19 protein-coding genes, 1 tRNA gene and 1 pseudogene are annotated in these 17363 nt (G+C 62.7%); 10 read left to right on the plus strand and 11 right to left on the minus strand.

The features are described from left to right. Nucleotides 1-5 precede the first annotated feature (5 nt). The 5 genes from EN861_RS13995 to EN861_RS14015 all read left to right on the plus strand — a co-directional run bounded on the left by EN861_RS13995 (nt 6) and on the right by EN861_RS14015 (nt 3690). Nucleotides 6-548 carry a ubiquinol-cytochrome C chaperone family protein gene (locus EN861_RS13995; RefSeq protein WP_135864046.1) on the plus strand — a complete coding sequence of 181 codons (543 nt, stop codon included), beginning with the start codon at nt 6-8 and terminating at the stop codon, nt 546-548. Nucleotides 549-551: 3 nt separating this feature from the next. After that, a complete protein-coding gene (locus EN861_RS14000; protein ID WP_135864048.1) occupies nt 552-1100 on the plus strand; it encodes a DUF177 domain-containing protein in 549 nt (182 codons plus the stop codon). A gap of 113 nt (nt 1101-1213) precedes the next feature. Continuing rightward, entirely contained in the window at nt 1214-2284 is a 1071-nt protein-coding gene (gene plsX, locus EN861_RS14005; protein ID WP_127869623.1) for a phosphate acyltransferase PlsX, read from the plus strand. 9 nt (nt 2285-2293) lie between these two features. Further along, on the plus strand, nt 2294-3265 hold the full coding sequence (locus EN861_RS14010) for a beta-ketoacyl-ACP synthase III (protein ID WP_135864050.1): 972 nt from the start codon (nt 2294-2296) through the stop codon (nt 3263-3265). Between the two features lie 101 nt (nt 3266-3366). Next, nucleotides 3367-3690 carry an integration host factor subunit alpha gene (locus EN861_RS14015; protein WP_006201891.1) on the plus strand — a complete coding sequence of 108 codons (324 nt, stop codon included), beginning with the start codon at nt 3367-3369 and terminating at the stop codon, nt 3688-3690. Between the two features lie 56 nt (nt 3691-3746). On the opposite strand, the gene EN861_RS35440 is transcribed toward EN861_RS14015, so the two are convergent. After that, nucleotides 3747-3908 carry a hypothetical protein gene (locus EN861_RS35440; RefSeq protein WP_189343631.1) on the minus strand — a complete coding sequence of 54 codons (162 nt, stop codon included), beginning with the start codon at nt 3906-3908 and terminating at the stop codon, nt 3747-3749. Between EN861_RS35440 and EN861_RS14020 the strand changes: the two genes are divergently transcribed. Continuing rightward, on the plus strand, nt 3907-4446 hold the full coding sequence (locus EN861_RS14020) for a MerR family transcriptional regulator (protein WP_127280880.1): 540 nt from the start codon (nt 3907-3909) through the stop codon (nt 4444-4446). The two genes, EN861_RS35440 and EN861_RS14020, sit on opposite strands and share 2 nt — an antisense overlap. 91 nt (nt 4447-4537) lie before the next feature. Continuing rightward, on the plus strand, nt 4538-4840 hold the full coding sequence (locus tag EN861_RS14025) for a hypothetical protein (RefSeq protein WP_135864052.1): 303 nt from the start codon (nt 4538-4540) through the stop codon (nt 4838-4840). Between the two features lie 73 nt (nt 4841-4913). Here EN861_RS14025 and EN861_RS14030 read toward each other — a convergent pair whose 3' ends face one another. From EN861_RS14030 to EN861_RS14040, 3 genes and pseudogenes are all read right to left on the minus strand, one after another. Next, on the minus strand, nt 4914-5891 hold the full coding sequence (locus tag EN861_RS14030) for an ATP-grasp fold amidoligase family protein (RefSeq protein ID WP_135864055.1): 978 nt from the start codon (nt 5889-5891) through the stop codon (nt 4914-4916). A gap of 244 nt (nt 5892-6135) precedes the next feature. Further along, nucleotides 6136-6348 (minus strand): hypothetical protein, encoded by a 213-nt coding sequence (locus tag EN861_RS14035; protein WP_135864057.1) that lies wholly within the window; start codon nt 6346-6348, stop codon nt 6136-6138. A 195-nt stretch (nt 6349-6543) separates the two neighbouring features. Then, nucleotides 6544-7154: pseudogene (locus EN861_RS14040) on the minus strand (hypothetical protein). Nucleotides 7155-7438: 284 nt separating this feature from the next. Between EN861_RS14040 and EN861_RS14045 the strand changes: the two are divergent. Next, nucleotides 7439-7720: a helix-turn-helix transcriptional regulator gene (locus tag EN861_RS14045; protein WP_127281021.1), complete on the plus strand. Its 282-nt coding sequence runs from the start codon at nt 7439-7441 to the stop codon at nt 7718-7720. A gap of 178 nt (nt 7721-7898) precedes the next feature. After that, nucleotides 7899-8360 (plus strand): YbaK/EbsC family protein, encoded by a 462-nt coding sequence (locus tag EN861_RS14050; protein ID WP_127869618.1) that lies wholly within the window; start codon nt 7899-7901, stop codon nt 8358-8360. Between the two features lie 98 nt (nt 8361-8458). On the opposite strand, the gene EN861_RS14055 is transcribed toward EN861_RS14050, so the two are convergent. From EN861_RS14055 to EN861_RS14075, 5 genes are all read right to left on the minus strand, one after another. Further along, nucleotides 8459-8535, minus strand: a tRNA-Pro gene (locus EN861_RS14055). Between the two features lie 56 nt (nt 8536-8591). Further along, nucleotides 8592-9860 carry an O-antigen ligase family protein gene (locus tag EN861_RS14060; RefSeq protein WP_135864059.1) on the minus strand — a complete coding sequence of 423 codons (1269 nt, stop codon included), beginning with the start codon at nt 9858-9860 and terminating at the stop codon, nt 8592-8594. Then, complete coding sequence (locus EN861_RS14065) at nt 9857-11392, minus strand: undecaprenyl-phosphate glucose phosphotransferase (RefSeq protein WP_135864061.1); 1536 nt, start codon at nt 11390-11392, stop codon at nt 9857-9859. Before EN861_RS14065 ends, EN861_RS14060 begins: the two co-directional genes overlap by 4 nt. Nucleotides 11393-11480: 88 nt before the next feature. Then, the gene (locus EN861_RS14070) at nt 11481-12611 is read right to left on the minus strand and encodes a glycosyltransferase (RefSeq protein WP_135864063.1); all 1131 of its coding nucleotides are present in this window, start codon (nt 12609-12611) and stop codon (nt 11481-11483) included. Between the two features lie 11 nt (nt 12612-12622). Then, complete coding sequence (locus EN861_RS14075) at nt 12623-13186, minus strand: polysaccharide biosynthesis/export family protein (RefSeq protein ID WP_127279587.1); 564 nt, start codon at nt 13184-13186, stop codon at nt 12623-12625. 255 nt (nt 13187-13441) lie between these two features. On the opposite strand from EN861_RS14075, the gene EN861_RS14080 reads away from it, so the two are divergent. Further along, entirely contained in the window at nt 13442-15745 is a 2304-nt protein-coding gene (locus EN861_RS14080; protein ID WP_127869614.1) for a Wzz/FepE/Etk N-terminal domain-containing protein, read from the plus strand. A 29-nt stretch (nt 15746-15774) separates the two neighbouring features. Here EN861_RS14080 and EN861_RS14085 read toward each other — a convergent pair whose 3' ends face one another. Both EN861_RS14085 and EN861_RS14090 read right to left on the minus strand, forming a co-directional pair. After that, the gene (locus EN861_RS14085) at nt 15775-16611 is read right to left on the minus strand and encodes a GNAT family N-acetyltransferase (protein WP_135864065.1); all 837 of its coding nucleotides are present in this window, start codon (nt 16609-16611) and stop codon (nt 15775-15777) included. Nucleotides 16612-16616: 5 nt separating this feature from the next. Next, nucleotides 16617-17363 (minus strand): aspartate/glutamate racemase family protein, encoded by a 747-nt coding sequence (locus EN861_RS14090; RefSeq protein ID WP_189343645.1) that lies wholly within the window; start codon nt 17361-17363, stop codon nt 16617-16619.

The following is a 17363-nucleotide window of genomic DNA, read 5'->3' on the forward strand; positions in this document are numbered from 1 at the left end:
TCCCCATGTTCCAGCGCCTTCTTGGCCGCGAACGCCACGCCAACCGCGCCATCACCGACGCGCTTTACGCACAAATCGTGGCGGCGGCGCGGCAGACTGCTTTTTATTCCCATTGGAATGTGCCGGACACGCCGCTCGGCCGTTTCGAGATGCTTTCGCTGCACATGTTCCTGGTCCAGCACCGCTTGCGCGGCGAGGACGGCGTGGCCCAGGAGATCGCCCAGGTGCTGATCGACGAGTTCTTCCTCGATGTCGATCACTCGCTGCGGGAACTGGGCATTGGCGACGTCGGTGTGCCAAAACGTATGAAGAAACTGGCGAAGATGTTCTATGGCCGCACCGCCGCCTATGATGATGCTCTGGAACGAAACGATCACGATGGTCTGACCGCGGCACTTGCCCGTAATGTCCGTCCCGACGCCGGCGCCTGGCCGGAAGCATCGCGTTTGGCCGGGTATGTCGCCGACGCCAGCCGGCAACTGAGTGCGCAGCCGAGCGAATCGATCGTTGCTGGCACTGTGGCATTTCCAGGAGCCAATGGAGGCTGATCGATGAAACACGCCGATATGCAAAGTCCGGTATCCTTTTTCGCCAATGTCGCCCGGTTGCCGCAGAAGGGGCTGCCCGTGGTGATCGAGGCCGACCCCGCACAGCGCGCCGCGCTCGCCGAGGCGCATGGGCTGCTGTCGGTCGAAGCCTATCGCGCAGAACTGCTGGTTACGTCGTGGAAGCGCAATGGCGTCAAGGTCAGCGGCCGTGTCGAGGCAGACATCACCCAGGCCTGCATCGTCACGCTCGACCCCGTCCAGGCACATATCGATGAGCCGGTCGAGGCGCTGCTCTTGCCCGAGGACTCCAAGCTCGGACGGCAGGGATTCGATGGCGGCGGCGAAATTCTGCTCGACGCGGATGGGCCCGATAGCCCCGAGACATTTTCAGGCGACACCATCGATGTCGGGGCGCTTGCCGAACAGTTCTTCGGATTGGCGATCGACCCCTATCCGCGCAAGCCCGGCGCGTCGCTTGATGCCGGTGACGACACCGGATCGGCGGAGAATGAATTTCAGCAAAAACTGCGATCCTTGCTGGGAAAATCCTGAAAACCTCGCCCGCGACGGAAAAGTCGGTTGTGCGACAGCCTAAAACCGCTATTTTCGCCGAGCCTTTGCGATCACTAAAACGACTTGCCGCCTAACCGTGAGATGAATACCGCGTGATCAGGATTTCCATCGATGCCATGGGCGGCGATCACGGACCAACCGTGGTCATTCCAGCGCTCATGACGGTCGCGACCCGCCGTCCCGACATCCGCTTCGTCATCTACGGACGTGAGGAACTGGTGCGCCCCGAACTCGCCAAGTTCCCCAAATTGGCCGAGGTCAGCGAGTTCTTCCACTGCGAGATCGCGGTCAGGATGGACGACAAACCGAGCCAGGCGCTGCGCCACGGCCGCTGGAAATCGTCGATGTGGAAGGCGGTCGAGGCGGTCAAATCGGGCGCCGCGGATGCATGCATTTCCGCCGGCAACACCGGCGCGCTGATGGCGATGTCGAAATTCTGCCTGCGCACCATGGCCACCATCGAACGCCCGGCGATTGCGGCATTGTGGCCGACATTGCGTGGCGAAAGCGTGGTTCTTGATGTGGGCGCCACCATTGGCGCCGATGCGCACCAACTCATCGATTTTGCCATTCTCGGCACCGGCATGGCGCGTTCCGTATTCGGCATCGCCCGGCCCACGGTCGGCCTGCTCAATGTCGGCGTGGAAGAGATCAAGGGCCAGGAAGAGGTCAAGGAAGCGGGACGCATGTTGCGCGAAGCCAACATGGCCTCGATGAACTACCATGGCTTCGTCGAAGGCGACGACATCGGCAAGGGGACGGTCGACGTCGTGGTGACGGAAGGCTTCGCCGGCAACATCGCGCTGAAGACGGCTGAAGGCACCGCCCGCCAGATAGGCGGCTATCTGCGGGCCGCGATGAGCCGCACGCTGATGGCCAAGATCGGCTATGTCTTCGCCAAGGGCGCCTTCGACCGCCTGCGCGAGAAGATGGATGTCGGCCGCTCCAATGGCGGCGTGTTCCTGGGGCTGAACGGCATCGTCGTCAAAAGCCATGGCGGCGCCGATTCGGATGGTTTCGCCGCGGCGATCGAACTCGGCTACGACATGGTGCGCAACAATCTGCTCGACCGCATCGAGGCCGACCTCGATCTGTTCCATGCGCGCAACCCGCATGCCCTGACATCTAGGAAATCCGACGTCGTTACCGACGCAAAGGAATAGGAAAGAATTTTGATCAGATCAGTTGTGCGCGGCACGGGCTCCGCGCTGCCCCGCCGCATCATGAAGAATGCCGATTTTGAAGGCATGGTCGAGACCTCCGACGAGTGGATCGCCCAGCGCACCGGCATCCGCCAGCGCCATATCGCGGCTGACGACGAGACGACGGCTTCCCTGGGCGAGGCCGCGGCGCGCGCCGCCCTTGCCGATGCCGGATTGACCCCGGACGACGTCGATCTGATCGTGCTGGCGACTTCGACGCCAAACAACACCTTCCCCGCCACTGCCGTCGAAATCCAGAACCGGCTCGGTATGCACCACGGTTTTGCCTTTGACATGCAGGCGGTGTGCTCCGGCTTCGTCTATGCGGTGGTGACAGCCGACCTCTATATCCGCGGCGGCCTGGCAAAGCGCGTGCTGGTCATCGGTTCGGAAACCTTTTCGCGCATTCTCGACTGGAGCGATCGCTCGACCTGCGTGCTGTTTGGCGACGGCGCCGGTGCGCTGGTTCTGGAAGCGGGCGAGGGGGCCGGCACGATCGCCGACCGGGGCGTGCTGGCGGCCAGCCTGCGTTCCGACGGCGCGCACAAGGAGAAGCTCTTCGTCGACGGCGGACCGTCGACGACGGGAACGGTCGGTCATTTGCGCATGGAAGGCCGCGAAGTCTTCAAGCACGCGGTCGGCATGATCACCGATGTCATCGAGGCGACCTTCTCGGCCTCTGGCATTACCGCCGAAGACCTTGACTGGTTCGTGCCTCACCAGGCCAATAAACGGATTATTGACGCTTCAGCCAAGAAGCTCGGGATAGCAGAGCAAAAGGTGGTGGTGACCGTCGATTTGCACGGTAACACCTCGGCTGCCTCCGTACCGCTGGCGCTGTCGGTGGCCGTCGCCGACGGCCGCATCAAGAAGGGTGACCTGGTGCTCCTGGAGGCGATGGGCGGCGGCTTCACCTGGGGCGCCGTTCTGGTTCGCTGGTAAGTGGAGAACGGTCCGGTTTCGGTCCTTGACCTTGCCGGATCAATTACTTAGGCTCTGCCGCTGTTGTGCCGATTTTACGTTTGAACTGATGGGACGGTCGCATGGGGGGAAAAACACTTACTCGCGCCGACCTGGCCGAGGCCGTCTACAGAAAGGTCGGCCTGTCGCGCACTGAGTCCGCCGAACTCGTCGAGGCCGTGCTGGACGAAATCTGTGAAGCGATCGTGCGCGGCGAGACAGTGAAGCTGTCGTCCTTCGCGACATTTCATGTCCGCTCCAAGAATGAGCGCATCGGACGCAATCCCAAGACCGGCGAGGAAGTTCCGATCCTGCCGCGTCGGGTGATGACCTTCAAATCGTCCAACGTGTTGAAGAGCCGCATCTTGCGTTCTCACCAGAACAGCAAGGCCAAGGGCGGCAAATAGCCTTCATTGCACGGTTGAAAACCGGCGCCGCGATGACGGCGGGCTTGAATATTGCTTCACAAACCGCTGAAATAAGGCCCGATTCGGCGGGTATGGCCGGATTGGTGTTCTGGCGTATGATCTGTTCCGCGCTGGCGGAACAAGCTCTTCTCCTCGTTGGGCGCGATCTCGTCTGAAGACCGTTCCGGGCCACGCTCCAGCGTGAGGATTTCGCCCATGGACAAGAGCCCCGACGCCTTCCGCACTATCAGCGAGGTCGCGGAAGATCTCGACCTGCCGCAGCATGTGCTGCGTTTCTGGGAGACGCGCTTCAACCAGATCAAGCCGATGAAGCGCGGCGGCGGCCGCCGCTACTACCGGCCGCAGGATGTCGAACTGATCAAGGGCATCCGCCACATGCTCTATGACCAGGGCTACACCATCAAGGGCGTGCAGAAGCTGCTACGCGAAAACGGCAATCATTTCCTGGTCGCCATCGGCAATGGCGACATGGCCGCGGTCGAGGCGATCTCGCAACGCAAGCAGGCCGACCAGGTGCCCCTGACGCCGGCCGCACAGCCGCGCGGCGGAGATGACGAACTGGTTGGCCAGCCAAGGGTCAAGCCCAGCCGCCGCTTTTTCGGCCTGGGCAAGAGCGACGAGGAAGGTCCGGTCGCGCCGGACGCGTCGAAACTCTCGCGTGACAATCGCGCGCTGCTGCAGGAGGCGCTGTTCGACCTCCTGGAATGCAAGCGTCTGCTTGACCAGGTGCGCTGACCGCCAGCACCGGGTGCTTTGACGCCTCGAAACCGGAACCGGCGGTCGGGTGAGGCGTTACGTTTCCTTCTGCAAGACAAGGAAACGCATGATGGCTTCATTTTCGACCCTTTCGGACATCGACCTCGAAAAGCAGGTCGCGGCTCTCTCGAGGGAACTCGCGGCGTTGCGCAAGGCAGTGTCAAAGCGGGGTGGCGTTTATTATGAAGACAGCCGTGATGCTGCTCTTGATACATATTCGGATCTTGCGGAGCGCCTGCGAGATGCCATGCCGGCAATCCGCAGACAGGGCAGGGTGATCGAGAAATCGGCACGCGACCATCCGGCGGCCGCCGCTGCGGTCGGCCTTGTCGTGCTCGGTCTCGTCGCCAGCCTGCTGTTTAGCCGGCGCTGACTGCCACCCCAGGACAAGGAATCCTGAGAAATGGCGGCTCGCCTTTCCAGGCCGGCCGCCATTCTCATTCATATCAGCGATTTGTAGTGCCGCTCCGGCATCTGGCACGAAGCGCGTCGGCATAGAGGCGTACGGCCCGTTTGTGCTTCCGACGCAAGAATGCGGATTGATCGAGCCGCCACAGCCGTTCGATTTCCCCGGCGATCGCCGGGTTTGTCCATGTGCCATATCCGGCGGCCGAGTAGACGGTGACCTCGCCGGCATAGAGACGATCGTCGGTGACCAGAAAATCGATACGGATATAATCGAGGTCGCCGGCTATGCCGGGCGCGATCGAGATCGCCTGGCGGACATAGGCGACGAGCCGCGCATTGACAGGCAAGGCCTGGTCCTCCCCGGGATAGTCTGGATCGCGGCCGGGCAACGGATTGGCGTCGCGGTCGAACAGCAGCGAGCGCTTGGCGTGCTTATCCTCCACCCAGACATGGGATATCACCCCGCTACAGAGATGGACCTTGATGTCGGTGGCGATCGTCCCGCCGCTGAGTGCCAGCGGCTCCTCCACGAAAACGGCCGGTACGACAGGCCAATAGGCCCATTCGCCATTGCGCCGGCCGTAGCGTTTTTTGAGCCAGCGGCTGGCCTTGCGCACGATGGCGGCGCGATCGGGTTCGCCGTTGGAGACAAAAATGTTCATGGCGCAGCCATGGTTTGCCTTGACCACGACGTCTCCGGTCAGCAGGTCAGGTGGAAGGTCGGCAGGGTCGCGCCCGGACCAGAGCGTCTTTGGCACGGCGACATCGCGGCAGGTTTCCCGGATATGAGCCTTGGCCGCGAGCTTGTCGGTCAGCGTCACGAATAGCGGGTTGCGATCGAGGATCTTTCGCCAGAGCAAAAGCTCGTTATAGCGCACGGGCGCGGCCGGATTGGGCAGATAGCCCAGTTTCATGACAAATCGTACGACAAGGACAGGATGGCGCAGCGTCAGCCACAATCGCGCGACCGACAGGACAATGCGGTCTGTCCGGGAAAGATCGGCCTTGGCCGTCATCGGGGATACCCTGGCCTTGTTGGCGAAGCCTGATCCGGCGCAGCGTGCCGGTTGGAAGTACCCCTTGCCGTATCGCGGTTTGGCGTCGCATCAAAGGCACTTGCTTGTTGTCGCTACAGCTGGACCGTCGCCGCCATCCGGCAGTCGGATTAGCCCGGGTCGTCCGGGCCAGGCATTGCATGACCGGAGAAGACCGGCCTCGAACAGGAAGCCAAGACCGGTCTTCTCTGGCAGTCTGGTATGCTTAGTAGGTCTTCTTTGTCATCTTCTTCATGTGGTGATGATGATGGTGGTGGTGGTGATGGTGGTGATAGCGATGGTGGTGGCGATGATGGTGATGGTGATGGTGATGATGCTTTGCCATCGGGGCCGCGTCCGCTCTCGTCGCGCCGACCACCGGCACCGCGAAAGCGATTGCAGCTGCAAGCCCGAGGGCCGAGAGGAGGGACTTCTTCATTGGATCGTTTCCTTCTTTCGCAGGCAGGTATCAATCGGGCCGATATCCCGACCGCCGCGAATGGAATTACGCTCCTGAATTTTTTCGTCAGTATTTCCCGACTGTAGAATTTTGTTTCTGGACTGTTGCCGGGCAAGCCGGAGGGCCTGCACCGTTGCGAGGGCGCAGGCCGAAAGCCGTGTCGTCCGTTTTGGCCTACATAGGCGGGACCACACCTTTGTTTCCCACCACGACGCGGCTGGCACTCAGCGTGCCGTCAGCCTCGCGCTGAGCGGTAACGAAAACCGTCGCGCTTGGCTTGAGATCGGCCGCCGCGGCCGGCGCGAACGTGACGACGGGCGTACCGTCGGGTATCGAGATCTTCTTCGTCTGACCATTGTCATAGGTCAACGTCACCGCCCGCCCGTTTATGTCGGTGACGTCGGCGACGGTGCCGTTGGTCATGCGGCTGTTCGGCTCAAGGTCCCAGGGGCGGTCCCCCTCGCCAGTGCCTTTCAAGGCAGCCGGAAAGACCACCACTTCCAGCGCGCCGCTGCCGCCGTCGGCCTTGGAGACAGAGGCGATGCCGAGGAAATCGCCCTGCTTGATGTCGTTTACAGACGCTTTGGCAACGCCAGCTTCCAGCCGTCTTTCAGCTTGATCGCGGAAGTATCGCCTTGACGGGTTTTCACGGTCAGCAGCGACGGCTCGAAACTGACCACCGTGCCGCGCACGCGCAATGCGTCCGCCGCCTGCGCGCTGGCCACACCGACGCCGGAAAGCATGGAAATCGTGCCGAGCACGAAGAGGGATGTCTTGAGGTTCATTAGGGGTATCCTTTTGGGAAAGGCTGGCTGGAACGGGATGGTTTCACGCCGGCGACATCGAGATAACGACCGGATGGAGCGAAACTGCCGGGCAAAAGCCGCTCACGCGTTCAAAACAACTTGATCGGGACAGGACGAGGCAGCCGCATGGACATCCGCTTCCGCTTCACGATCCCGTGACGGTCGGTTTGGCGCTTGGCAAATCGCCGGCGAGAGGGCATCTTCCTGCTCGTCTCAGGCAACATCCCATTTTGATCAAACGCTTTCAGCCAACGGAGTTGCCAATGCCCAACAATGCAAAAAGCCACGCCCTCTCCGAACCATTAGCCAACGAGATCGGGCCCGATTACAATACCCTCAGGGCAATGCGGGAAACGCGCGGATACAGCCTCGAAGCGCTTTCCCTGACCTGCGGCCTCTCAGTCGACGAGATCGAGGACATCGAGAGCGGCCGAACGGCCGACCCGGCGAAGCTGCGTCGTATTGCGTCCGCGCTTCGTCTGCCCCAGGACGCTCCCATTGCTTCCGCACCGACACTGGCCGCACAAGGCCGGCCCCAGGCATAGGTCGGCGGCAGGCATGCCCAAGAAACCCGCCAAGCCCGCTTGGCGGGTTTCTTGTTGATGCCGGCATTCTCCGGCAGGCCGGGCTTGCCGATCTGCAAATCGCACGTGTTTATAGGTGCGACATCCAAATCCGCGCCGATCGCATCTGCCATGCAGCGGGAACCGTGAGTTTTTCGATATGAGCCTGGATTCCGTTGGTGCCTTCTTTGCTGCTCACGCGCCTGACATCGAGGTCATTGTCACGCAAGCAAGTTCGGCGACGGTGACGCTGGCGGCGGAGGCGCATGGCGTGTTGCCGGCGCAGATCGCCAAGACCATCTGCCTTCGCGTCGGCGAGCGCACCATGCTGGTCGTGACCAGCGGCATCGCCAGGCTGGACAACCGCAAGTTCAAGGACCAGTTCGGCGGCAAACCGCGCATGCTGGACGCGCAAGAGGTTGTCGCTGCCACGAGCCATCCGGTGGGCGGTGTCTGTCCGTTCGGCCTGCCGTCACCGCTGCCGGTCTATTGCGACGTCTCGCTGCGTGAATTCGTCGAGGTGGTACCCGCCGCCGGCGCCACCAACGCTGCGGTGCGCGTTGCACCGCAGCGCATGGTTGAGCTTACTGGCGCGCAATGGGTGGATGTGTGCCAAGGTTAGCGCCGGATCCAATCAGGAGCTGAGCTGGGCAAAACGGGCAATTCGAGAATTAGGTGATGCGGCAGGGCGGACTTTTGGGGGCAAGTCCTGCTTCGTAATGGTCGGAGTGGCCGGATTCGAACCGACGACCCCTTGACCCCCAGTCAAGTGCGCTACCGGGCTGCGCTACACTCCGGACCGGTCGCGATGTATCGTGATAACCCGGCTCGGGTCAACCGATTTCCGCGATAATTATCTTGCCGCGATCGCTGGTTTGAATGAGGCCGGCAAGACCGGCCTCAACAGCCGCTGGTGGCGGTATTCCAGGGCGATGGCGCCCCAGATCAAGCCGAGCAGCAGGTACATGTGGCGCCAGTGGTCGATGTCGATGAAGGTGCCGAGCCCGATATTGCCGATAAAGGCGACGTAGGCGCACAGCAGGTAGGGCTGCCACGGCCGGTCGCGCAGCAGGATGCGGAATCCGGCCGATATCGTCCAGACGACCAGCGTCAGGAACGAGACGAAGCCGAGCCAGCCATAATCCATCAGCATTTTCAGCCAGATGTCGTGTGTGTCCTCGCCGTAGATCGTGCCGAAGACCAGCGGCCCGATGCCGAACGGGTGCTCCATGGCCATCTGGAAACCGATCGAGTAGCGCGCGAAGCGGCCGAGGCGGGCGGTGTCGTAGCTCTGTTCGAGGTGGGCGCGGCTGGAAAACATCTCCGCCACCCCAGGCAATTGCAATATGACGATGATGGCGACGGCAAGCAGCGACAGGGCGGCGATGGTCATGATTACCACGCGCAGCCGGAACATGCCGCTGGCGCTCTGCAGGAACAGGCAGCCGGTGAGCAGGATGGCCGAGACCGCGAACATGCCCCAGGCGCCGCGCGAGAACGAGAAGAAAATACCGGCGCTGATGATCAGCAGCGGCACGGCCAGCAGCGGCATGCGCGTGACCGGTCCGGTCAACAGCAGATAGAGCAGGTAGATGCCGGGCAGCACCAGGAACGGCCCGAACACGTTCGGGTCCTGGAAGGCACCGGCGGCGCGGTCGTATTTGGTGAACATTTCCGTGCCGGGGAAGGCGTGGAAATAGCCTGCTATGCCAAGCAGCGACGTGGCCACGGCCGAGACGACATAGGCATTGAAGATCAGCCGGTAGAGGTTCGGCTGCGTTGCGGTGACCGATGCGAAGAACACCGCGCTGAAGGCGAGAAACAGCGACACGGCGAGATAGAGCGGCGTATAGGCGAGGTCCGCCATCTGCGTCATGGAGATCATGCCGCCGATGTTCATGGTCACCAGCAGCACCAGCAGCGGCATGGCCGCGCGCGAAATCCGCAGGCCGAACAGGGCCCAGATGGCGATAAGCGCGGCCATGTAAATTTCGTAAGGCGCCGGCTCGCTGATGACGAAGCCCGACAGAAGAATGCCGAGCACGACCGCGCTCGAGGAAATCAGCGTGATCAGCTTGGCGTTGATCGCCGCGCGCGGCAGATCATGGCTGATCGCGCTCAATAGGCGTTTTCCGTATTGAGCAGCCGGATCGGCGTCAGGAACAGAATCCGCAGATCGAACAGCAGCGACCAGTTCTCGATGTAATAGAGGTCATACTCCGTCCGCATGCGGATCTTTTCATTGGTGTCCATCTCGCCGCGCCAGCCATTGATCTGCGCCCAGCCGGTGACCCCTGGCTTGACCTTGTGGCGCGCGAAATAGCCATCGACCACTTCGTTGTAGAGCAAATTGTGCGACTGCGCTGCTATGGCGTGCGGACGCGGACCGATGAGCGAGAGCGAGCCGAGCAGCGAGTTGAAGAATTGCGGCAGCTCGTCGATCGAGGTCTTGCGGATGAAGCGGCCGACACGGGTGACGCGCGGATCGTTCTTGGTCACCGTCTGCTTGGCGGTCGGGTCCGACCTGTCGGTGTACATAGAGCGGAATTTGTAGACTTCGATCACCTCGTTGTTGAAGCCGTGCCGCTTCTGCTTGAACAGCACCGGTCCCTTGCTGTCGAGCTTGATGGCGATGGCGGTGGCCAGCATAAAGGGCGAGAACGCGATGATGCCGATGAGGCTGAAGATGATGTCGAAGGCGCGCTTGGCGACCGAATCCCAATCGTTGATCGGCTTGTCGAAGATATCGAGCATCGGCACCGAGCCGATGTAGGAATAGGCGCGCGGACGGAACTGCAGCGCATTGGAATGCGCCGACAGCCGGATGTCGACCGGCAGCACCCACAGTTTCTTCAGCAATTGCAGCACGCGCGACTCGGCGGTCAGCGGCAACGACACGATCAGCATGTCGATGCGGGCGATGCGGGCGAATTCGATCAGTTCCGAAATGGTGCCGAGCTTGGGATAGCCGGCGACGAGGGCTGGCGAACGCTTGTCGTTGCGGTCATCGAAGATGCCGCAGATGCGGATGTCATTGTAAGGCTGCTTTTCCACCGAGCGGATGAGCACTTCCGCCGCCTTGCCGCCACCGACGATGACGGCGCGCCGTTCCATGCTGCCATCGCGCGCCCAGCGCCGGATCAGCTTCGACATCACCAGCCTGAGGCCGAAGAGGCAGACAAAGGCAACGACGAACCAGGTGCCGAACAGCAGGCGCGAATAGTCTTGCGACATCTTCATGACGAATGCCGTCAACGCCATCAGGGCGAAGGTCCCGGCCCAGACCAGCAGGATGCGCCCGAAATTGGCGATCGGCCGCATCAGGGATACGACCTGGTAGCAATCCGTGACATCGAGCAGCACCACGGCGAGGAACGACGCGGCGGCGATCGTCAGCGGATATTGCCAGGCCAGGTAATTGAAGAATCCGACATAGTAGAAATAGACGCAAAGCCCCGAGACCAGCAGCACCGCGAATTCGACCATGCGCAGCACGCCGCTGACCATGATCGGCGACATTGTATCGCGCCGGTATTGCGACGCGACCTGTCGGGCAACGTCGTTCATGCCGCCGGGCTTGTCGCCTTCGGCAGGGCCGTCGAATTTACGGACCGCTTCTGATGAAAAGCGGTGCGCGGGGTCGATCTCGTTCATGGAACAGTCCGCAAGCTTCCCCAGGGTGATTAGCAAAAGAGAGCTAAGAAACCCTTGAAACAACCCATGGCTTTGGAAGAGCTTGGGACTAGTTTGCCAGCGCCGCGAAATACGCCTTCTCGATTTCGGCGGCCATGACGTCGGCGCCGAAGCGCGCCCTGAGCGTGGATTCATCGGGCATCAATTTGCGATAGGCGGCGAGGTCGCCCAGTGCCTGGCTCATCTTATCGGCGAGTTCGGCCGGATCCGGCCGGATCAGGGCGGGGGAGCCTGAACCGAAAATCTCCGGTATGCCGCCGACCGAGGTCGCAATCATTGGTCTTGCCGCGGCAAGTGCCTCCAGCACGGTATAGGGCATGGCCTCGGCACGCGAGGGAACGACGACGAGCGCCGCAAGGATAAAGGCCTCCCGGGCCGGCATAGGCGGCAGGAAGCGGACATTGCCTTCAAGCCCCAGGCGCTTCACCTGCTCGTGGTAGCGGGGCAGGTCGTCGCCATCGCCGACCATCACCGCACTCGGTGCACGGCCAAGCCGGGAAGCGACGGCGGCCAGCGCATCGATGAAGATATCTGGGCCCTTGAGGTCCCGCATCATGCCGATATAGAGGAAATCAGCCGCATCGGACCCGGCGGTCACCGTCTCGAATTCGGTGGCGCGAAGTCCATTGTAGACCAGCGTGTTCGGGATCGGCGGCTCGCCTACCTTCCTGCGATAGGTCCGCCGCTCGTAGTCGGAGACGAACAGCAGGCTGTCGGTGAAGCGCGCCATGAGATACTCGAGCGCGAAGAACAGCTTTCCGGTGGCTGTGTTCTCGTCATAGTGGAGAGAGCCGCCATGCGGCGAATAGAGGCGGGCTACGCGAGACCTTGATACCCGCAACAATGAGCCGAACAGACGGGCATAGACGCCACCCTTGGCGCCGTGCCCGTGCAGCACGTCCGGCCGCAATTCCTTGATGATCCTGTAGGTGCGCCGCGCCGAGGTCACGTCGCCCGGGCCGACATGGCGCTGCATTGGCGTGCGATGGATGCCGAGCGCCAGCGTGCCCTTCATCTGCTCGAACAGGCGCTCCTCGAGTTCGCCGCCGGTGGTGGAGTCGCAAACGATGCCGACCATGTGGCCGGCGGCGACCTGCGCTTCCGTCAGGTCGCGCACGTGCCGGAAAATTCCTCCGACGGGTGAGCGAAAGCAGTGGACGATCCTGAGCTTGCCCGCCACGAGGTGTCTGTTCAGAACAGGCGTTCGCGGACGTAGACGGTATCTCCCGGCAGCAGCGGATCGGAAGTGACCACGCGGCCGGTTATCACCTTGCCGTTGATGTCGCGGGTGATGTCGACGCTCTCCTGGTTGGCACGTGGCGTGAAGCCGCCGGCGATGGCGATGGCCTTCTGCACAGTCAGGCCGGGCACATAGGAATACTGGCCGGCGGCGCCCACTTCGCCCATGACGAAGATCGGACGGTAACGATCGATCTCGACCGAGACATCGGGGTCGCGCAGATAGCCCTGCCGCAGTTTGTCGGCGATCTCCTTTTCCATCTGCTGCGCGGTGTGGCCACGTGCCGGAATGGCGCCGACCAGTGGGAAGGAGATGTAGCCGGACTGGTCGACGCTATAGCTATTGGTCAGGCCCTCCTGCTCGAACACGGTGACGCGAACACGGTCGCCGGCGCCGAGACGATACGGCTGGTCGAGGACCTCGTGAAAGGCGGCCGGCGTCGGCCGATAGCTGGAGCAGCCCGCGAGCATCGACACGGCAAGCAGTGCGCGAAAGAGGGAAGCAGTGCTTTTCATGACCGGACAGGTACCTTCGACTGGCCGCTGCGGCGTCGCAGCAAACATCTGGGATCGGGTCCGTTATCATCCTGTTAGGGTTAATGGCCGGTAAAGGAGTGCGCCGATAGCCGTTCTTACGGGCAGGTTTTGCGATTTTATCGATTTTTTCGATCGCCCGCCAGTAAACCCTAATGGAAGCTTACCGTGATCTTAACGGCTGAGTTACCATAGTTGTTTACGGTGCGTCCCGACCCAGTTTCGGAGTAGGGATGCATGTCCGTTCAGTCCGCGGCCGCAGACGTCGACGTTGATCTCAGGCAGCTCTTCGCCAGCCTGGGGCGGAACTGGCTGCGGATTCTGGTCTTCGTTCTCGTGGTGACGGGACTTGCCTTCGCGGCCGCGTCGTTCGCGACCCGACACTACAAGGCCCAGACGCAGGTGGAGATCGCCCCGCGAGAATCCGTCTATACGCGGCCCGCCAGCAGCAACCCGGACAGCGACAAGCCGATCCTCGATGAGCAGGGCGTTGCCACCCAGGTCCAGATAATTTCGTCCAACGAAATCCTCAAGCAGGTCGCCCAGAAACTCGGCCTGTCGCGATTGTCTGAGTTCGACGAGACGATCAACATGTCGTCCCTGAGCCGTGTGCTGATCCTGCTTGGCCTGAAGAACGACCCGATGGATGTTCCGGCCGACGAACGCGTGCTGAAGAAAATGCGCGAGAAGCTCAACGTCTACGGCGTTGAAAAGACTCGCATCATTGCCATCGAGTTCTCTTCGGAGGATCCGAAGCTTGCCGCCGCCATCCCGGATGCCATTGCCGCGGCTTATATTGCGGGGCAGGGCGCGGCCAAGAGCGAATCGAACACCGCCGCCGCGGACTTCCTGGCACCCGAGATCGCCGACCTGTCCAAGCAGGTCAGGGATGCCGAAGCCAAGGTCGCGGCTTACCGCGCCCAGTCGGACCTCCTGATGGGCGGTAACAATTCCACCTTGGCCACTCAGCAATTGGCCGAGTTGTCGACCGAGTTGTCGCGGGTGCGAGCCAACCGCGCCGCGGCCGAAGGCACGGCCGAGAGCGTGCGCAAGGCACTGCAAAATGGCGGATCGCTGGATTCACTGCCGGAAGTGCTGTCTTCCGATCTGATCCAGCGTTTGCGGGAACGGCAGGTCGAACTGCGCGCTAACATCGCCGATCTGTCGACGACGCTGCTCGACAATCATCCACGTATTCGCGCGGCCAAATCACAACTGGCCGATCTCGATGCGCAGATCCGCAGCGAAGCCCAGAAGATCATGAAGGGCCTGGCGATGCAGGCCGATGCCGCCAAGTCGCGCGAAAACCAACTCGTCGCCGACGTCAACACGCTCAAGGCTGCTTCGGCACAGGCCGGCGAACAGCAGGTCGGTCTCGACGCGCTGCAGCGCGATGCCGCCGCCAAGCGCCAGCAACTCGAACTTTACCTGACCAATTATCGCGAGGCGGCGTCGCGTCAGGATCGCAACTATGTTCCGGTCGACGCTCGCATCGCCTCGCCGGCCTCGGTCCCCTCCGAACCGTACTTCCCCAAGGTCGGGCCGATCGTCGGCGCTGCCGCGGCGGCTTCCCTTCTGCTGGCGGCGGTGTTCACGCTGCTGCGGGAACTTTTCTCGGGCCGCGCCATGCGCCCGGCAAGCGGCGCGCGGCTTGAACCGATCGACGAGGTGGCAATGTCGCCAGCCGCTTATCAGGAGCCATCCAACCGCCTGGAGCCGGCGATCGCCGACGAATTCGCCAATCGCGCCTCCGAGGCATCACGGCCCGAAACGGTCGCGCAAACACCGGCGCAGCCGCAACCTGCCGCCGAGGTCGAGCCTGTCGCCAAAGCGGAGCCTGCCGCCGAGCCTGAATCCTTGGCGAAACCTGAACCCGTGGCCAAACCTGAACCTATGGCCGAGCCTGAACCCGTCGTGGAGGTTCGGCGACCGCGCTCCGTGCTCGGCGAGATCGACGTCGAGAAGGCCGCCGAGAAGCTGATCGCCAGCGGGGCGGCGCGCGCCATATTCGTTTCTCCCGAGGGCGACGAAGCGGCGGCGTCGGCGATCCTGGTGGCGCGCGAGGTTTCCGATGCCGGCCTGCGCGTCCTGCTGCTCGACCTCACGGCCTCGGGGGCTGCCTCGCGGCCGATGCTGGACAGCGGGCTTTTCCCCGGCATCACCAATCTGCTGGCGTCGCAGGCGCAGTTCAGCGACGTGATCCATGCCGACCTCTATTCCGACTGCCATGTCATCCCGGTGGGCACCGCCGATCCGGTGCGTGCCATGCGTGCCGCCGACCGGCTGCCGATCATCATGCAGTCGCTGACGACAGCCTATGATCTGGTGGTGGTCGAGTGCGGGCCGGCCGATGCGCAAGGCATCAGCCGTCTGGGCGGGGAGGCCACCGAGGTGTTCCTGTCGATGCTGGAGGCCGACGACGAGGTGACGCAGGCCGCGGTCAAGCTGATCGAGAGCGGCTATCCCGACCTGACGCTGGTGACGCCGCTCGGCCACGAGCCGCCAGGCAATCCGGTGCCAGGGCGGCGTTCAGCAGCCTGAAAGAGCCGCCGCTCAAAGGCACGCCTGGCCTATCCCAGTTCCAGCGTCGTCACGCCGAATATCCTGTTGGCGTCAAGCCTCGGCGGCGGGCCTTTGTACATGCGCGTGGTGGTGAAGGTCGGTGAGAAGCCTGCCGCCACCAGCGCCGCGATGAAGTCCACCTTGCTGGCCGGAACGTCGATGTGAAGGTCGCCTCCTTCGCAGGCGCCTGCCAGGTCTTCGAGCAATCCCAGTGCGGTCTGCATGTCGTCGGCGAAGAGCGGGCCGATCTTGAAGCCGCTGCGGCAGGATCGCGCTACCGCGTAGCCGGCCGTTCCCCGTGGCCCGATCGCTGCCACCGCGCGGTGCGGCGGCAGCAGCCATCGCTGCAGGAAAGAATGGCGGGAGGCGGGAAAGCAGAGCGCGTCATATCTCATGATGTCGGGCACCAATTGCGCGGTCACCATGCGAGGCCGTTTGGCGCCGATGGTCAGGGCCGCAGGGCGCCCGCTGTAACGGATGGTCTCGTAGAGCGGCCTGAACCCTTTGCTCTCGTAGTTGGCTCGTTGCTCTTCGACGCCATCGAGCCCGATGGTGCGCCCGGCCAGCCTGTTCATGCCCGCGGTCCATGCCGCCTTGCCGTAACCCTTGCCGCGCATATCCGGCCGGCAGATGTAGAGACCGACGAAACCAAAATCGTGCCCATAGGCCACGGCCGAGATCCCGGCGACCATTTCGCCGCCGGCAAAGGCGCCGATGAAACCCATGGGATCCGCTGCCTGAAACATCGCCGCATCGTCAACGCCAGGGTTCCAGCCCTCCGCGGCCGCCCAGTCGATGAGGTCAGCCAATTCTCCCAGCGACAGCGGGCGGGTGATCGGTTTCATGGTGCTTACTCGGCAGCGACTGCTCCTGGAGAGAACGATTTCAGCATACCACGATAGGGTTTGGCGAGCGGGGTCGCATAAGCACCGCGCTTCGATGTCGCGAGGCCAAGAGCCACCAGGGCCTCGGCTTGCTTCAAAGCGGCTCCGACGCCGTCAACGACAGGCAGACCGAACTCGCTCTGCAACCTGTGGGCAAGATCCGCCATGCCGGCGCAGCCAAGCACGATGGCCTCGGCGCGATCCTCCTCCACGGCCCGGGCGATCTCATCGCGCAGCTTGCCGACTGCCCCCGATGCCGGGTCCTCGAGTGCCAGCACCGGAATATCGGCGGCTCGCACGCGCGCCCGACCCGACATGCCATAGCGTTGCACCAACCCCTCGACAGGCACACGCGAGCGTTCGGTAGTGGTTACGACAGTGAAGCGCTGGGCAATGAAGCAGGCCATGCTGAGTGCTGCCTCGCAAATGCCGATGACGGGAATGGCGGCCATGGCCCTGGCGGCATCAAGCCCGGTATCGTCGAAGCAGGCAATGATCGCGGCCTGCGCCCCGGCACGTTCGCCGGCGGCGATTTCCATTAGCAGGCCGGGCACCGCCAGTGCCTCGTCATAATAACCTTCGATCGAGGCCGGCCCCATGGACGACGTGACGGCGACGATTTCGGTCCAGACACCGGCGACACTGCGCGCGGCGGCCGCGATCGTCTCGGTCATGCTCGCCGTCGTGTTGGGATTTACCACCAGTATCCGCAC

The organism is Mesorhizobium sp. M8A.F.Ca.ET.218.01.1.1 (genome assembly GCF_004791165.1).
In the GTDB taxonomy this organism is placed as follows: domain Bacteria; phylum Pseudomonadota; class Alphaproteobacteria; order Rhizobiales; family Rhizobiaceae; genus Mesorhizobium.

What these genes read in the sequence shown, in the direction of transcription:
- EN861_RS14035 (WP_135864057.1), bottom strand. Translation starts at nt 6,348, where the DNA reads ATGAAGAAGTCCCTCCTCTCGGCCCTCGGGCTTGCAGCTGCAATCGCT.
- EN861_RS14080 (WP_127869614.1), top strand. Translation starts at nt 13,442, where the DNA reads ATGTCCGTTCAGTCCGCGGCCGCAGACGTCGACGTTGATCTCAGGCAG.
- EN861_RS14020 (WP_127280880.1), top strand. Translation starts at nt 3,907, where the DNA reads ATGGACAAGAGCCCCGACGCCTTCCGCACTATCAGCGAGGTCGCGGAA.
- EN861_RS14030 (WP_135864055.1), bottom strand. Translation starts at nt 5,891, where the DNA reads ATGACGGCCAAGGCCGATCTTTCCCGGACAGACCGCATTGTCCTGTCG.
- EN861_RS14050 (WP_127869618.1), top strand. Translation starts at nt 7,899, where the DNA reads ATGAGCCTGGATTCCGTTGGTGCCTTCTTTGCTGCTCACGCGCCTGAC.
- EN861_RS14075 (WP_127279587.1), bottom strand. Translation starts at nt 13,186, where the DNA reads ATGAAAAGCACTGCTTCCCTCTTTCGCGCACTGCTTGCCGTGTCGATG.
- EN861_RS14085 (WP_135864065.1), bottom strand. Translation starts at nt 16,611, where the DNA reads ATGAAACCGATCACCCGCCCGCTGTCGCTGGGAGAATTGGCTGACCTC.
- EN861_RS14015 (WP_006201891.1), top strand. Translation starts at nt 3,367, where the DNA reads ATGGGGGGAAAAACACTTACTCGCGCCGACCTGGCCGAGGCCGTCTAC.
- EN861_RS35440 (WP_189343631.1), bottom strand. Translation starts at nt 3,908, where the DNA reads ATGGGCGAAATCCTCACGCTGGAGCGTGGCCCGGAACGGTCTTCAGAC.
- EN861_RS14025 (WP_135864052.1), top strand. Translation starts at nt 4,538, where the DNA reads ATGGCTTCATTTTCGACCCTTTCGGACATCGACCTCGAAAAGCAGGTC.
- EN861_RS13995 (WP_135864046.1), top strand. Translation starts at nt 6, where the DNA reads ATGTTCCAGCGCCTTCTTGGCCGCGAACGCCACGCCAACCGCGCCATC.
- EN861_RS14000 (WP_135864048.1), top strand. Translation starts at nt 552, where the DNA reads ATGAAACACGCCGATATGCAAAGTCCGGTATCCTTTTTCGCCAATGTC.
- EN861_RS14065 (WP_135864061.1), bottom strand. Translation starts at nt 11,392, where the DNA reads ATGAACGAGATCGACCCCGCGCACCGCTTTTCATCAGAAGCGGTCCGT.
- EN861_RS14045 (WP_127281021.1), top strand. Translation starts at nt 7,439, where the DNA reads ATGCCCAACAATGCAAAAAGCCACGCCCTCTCCGAACCATTAGCCAAC.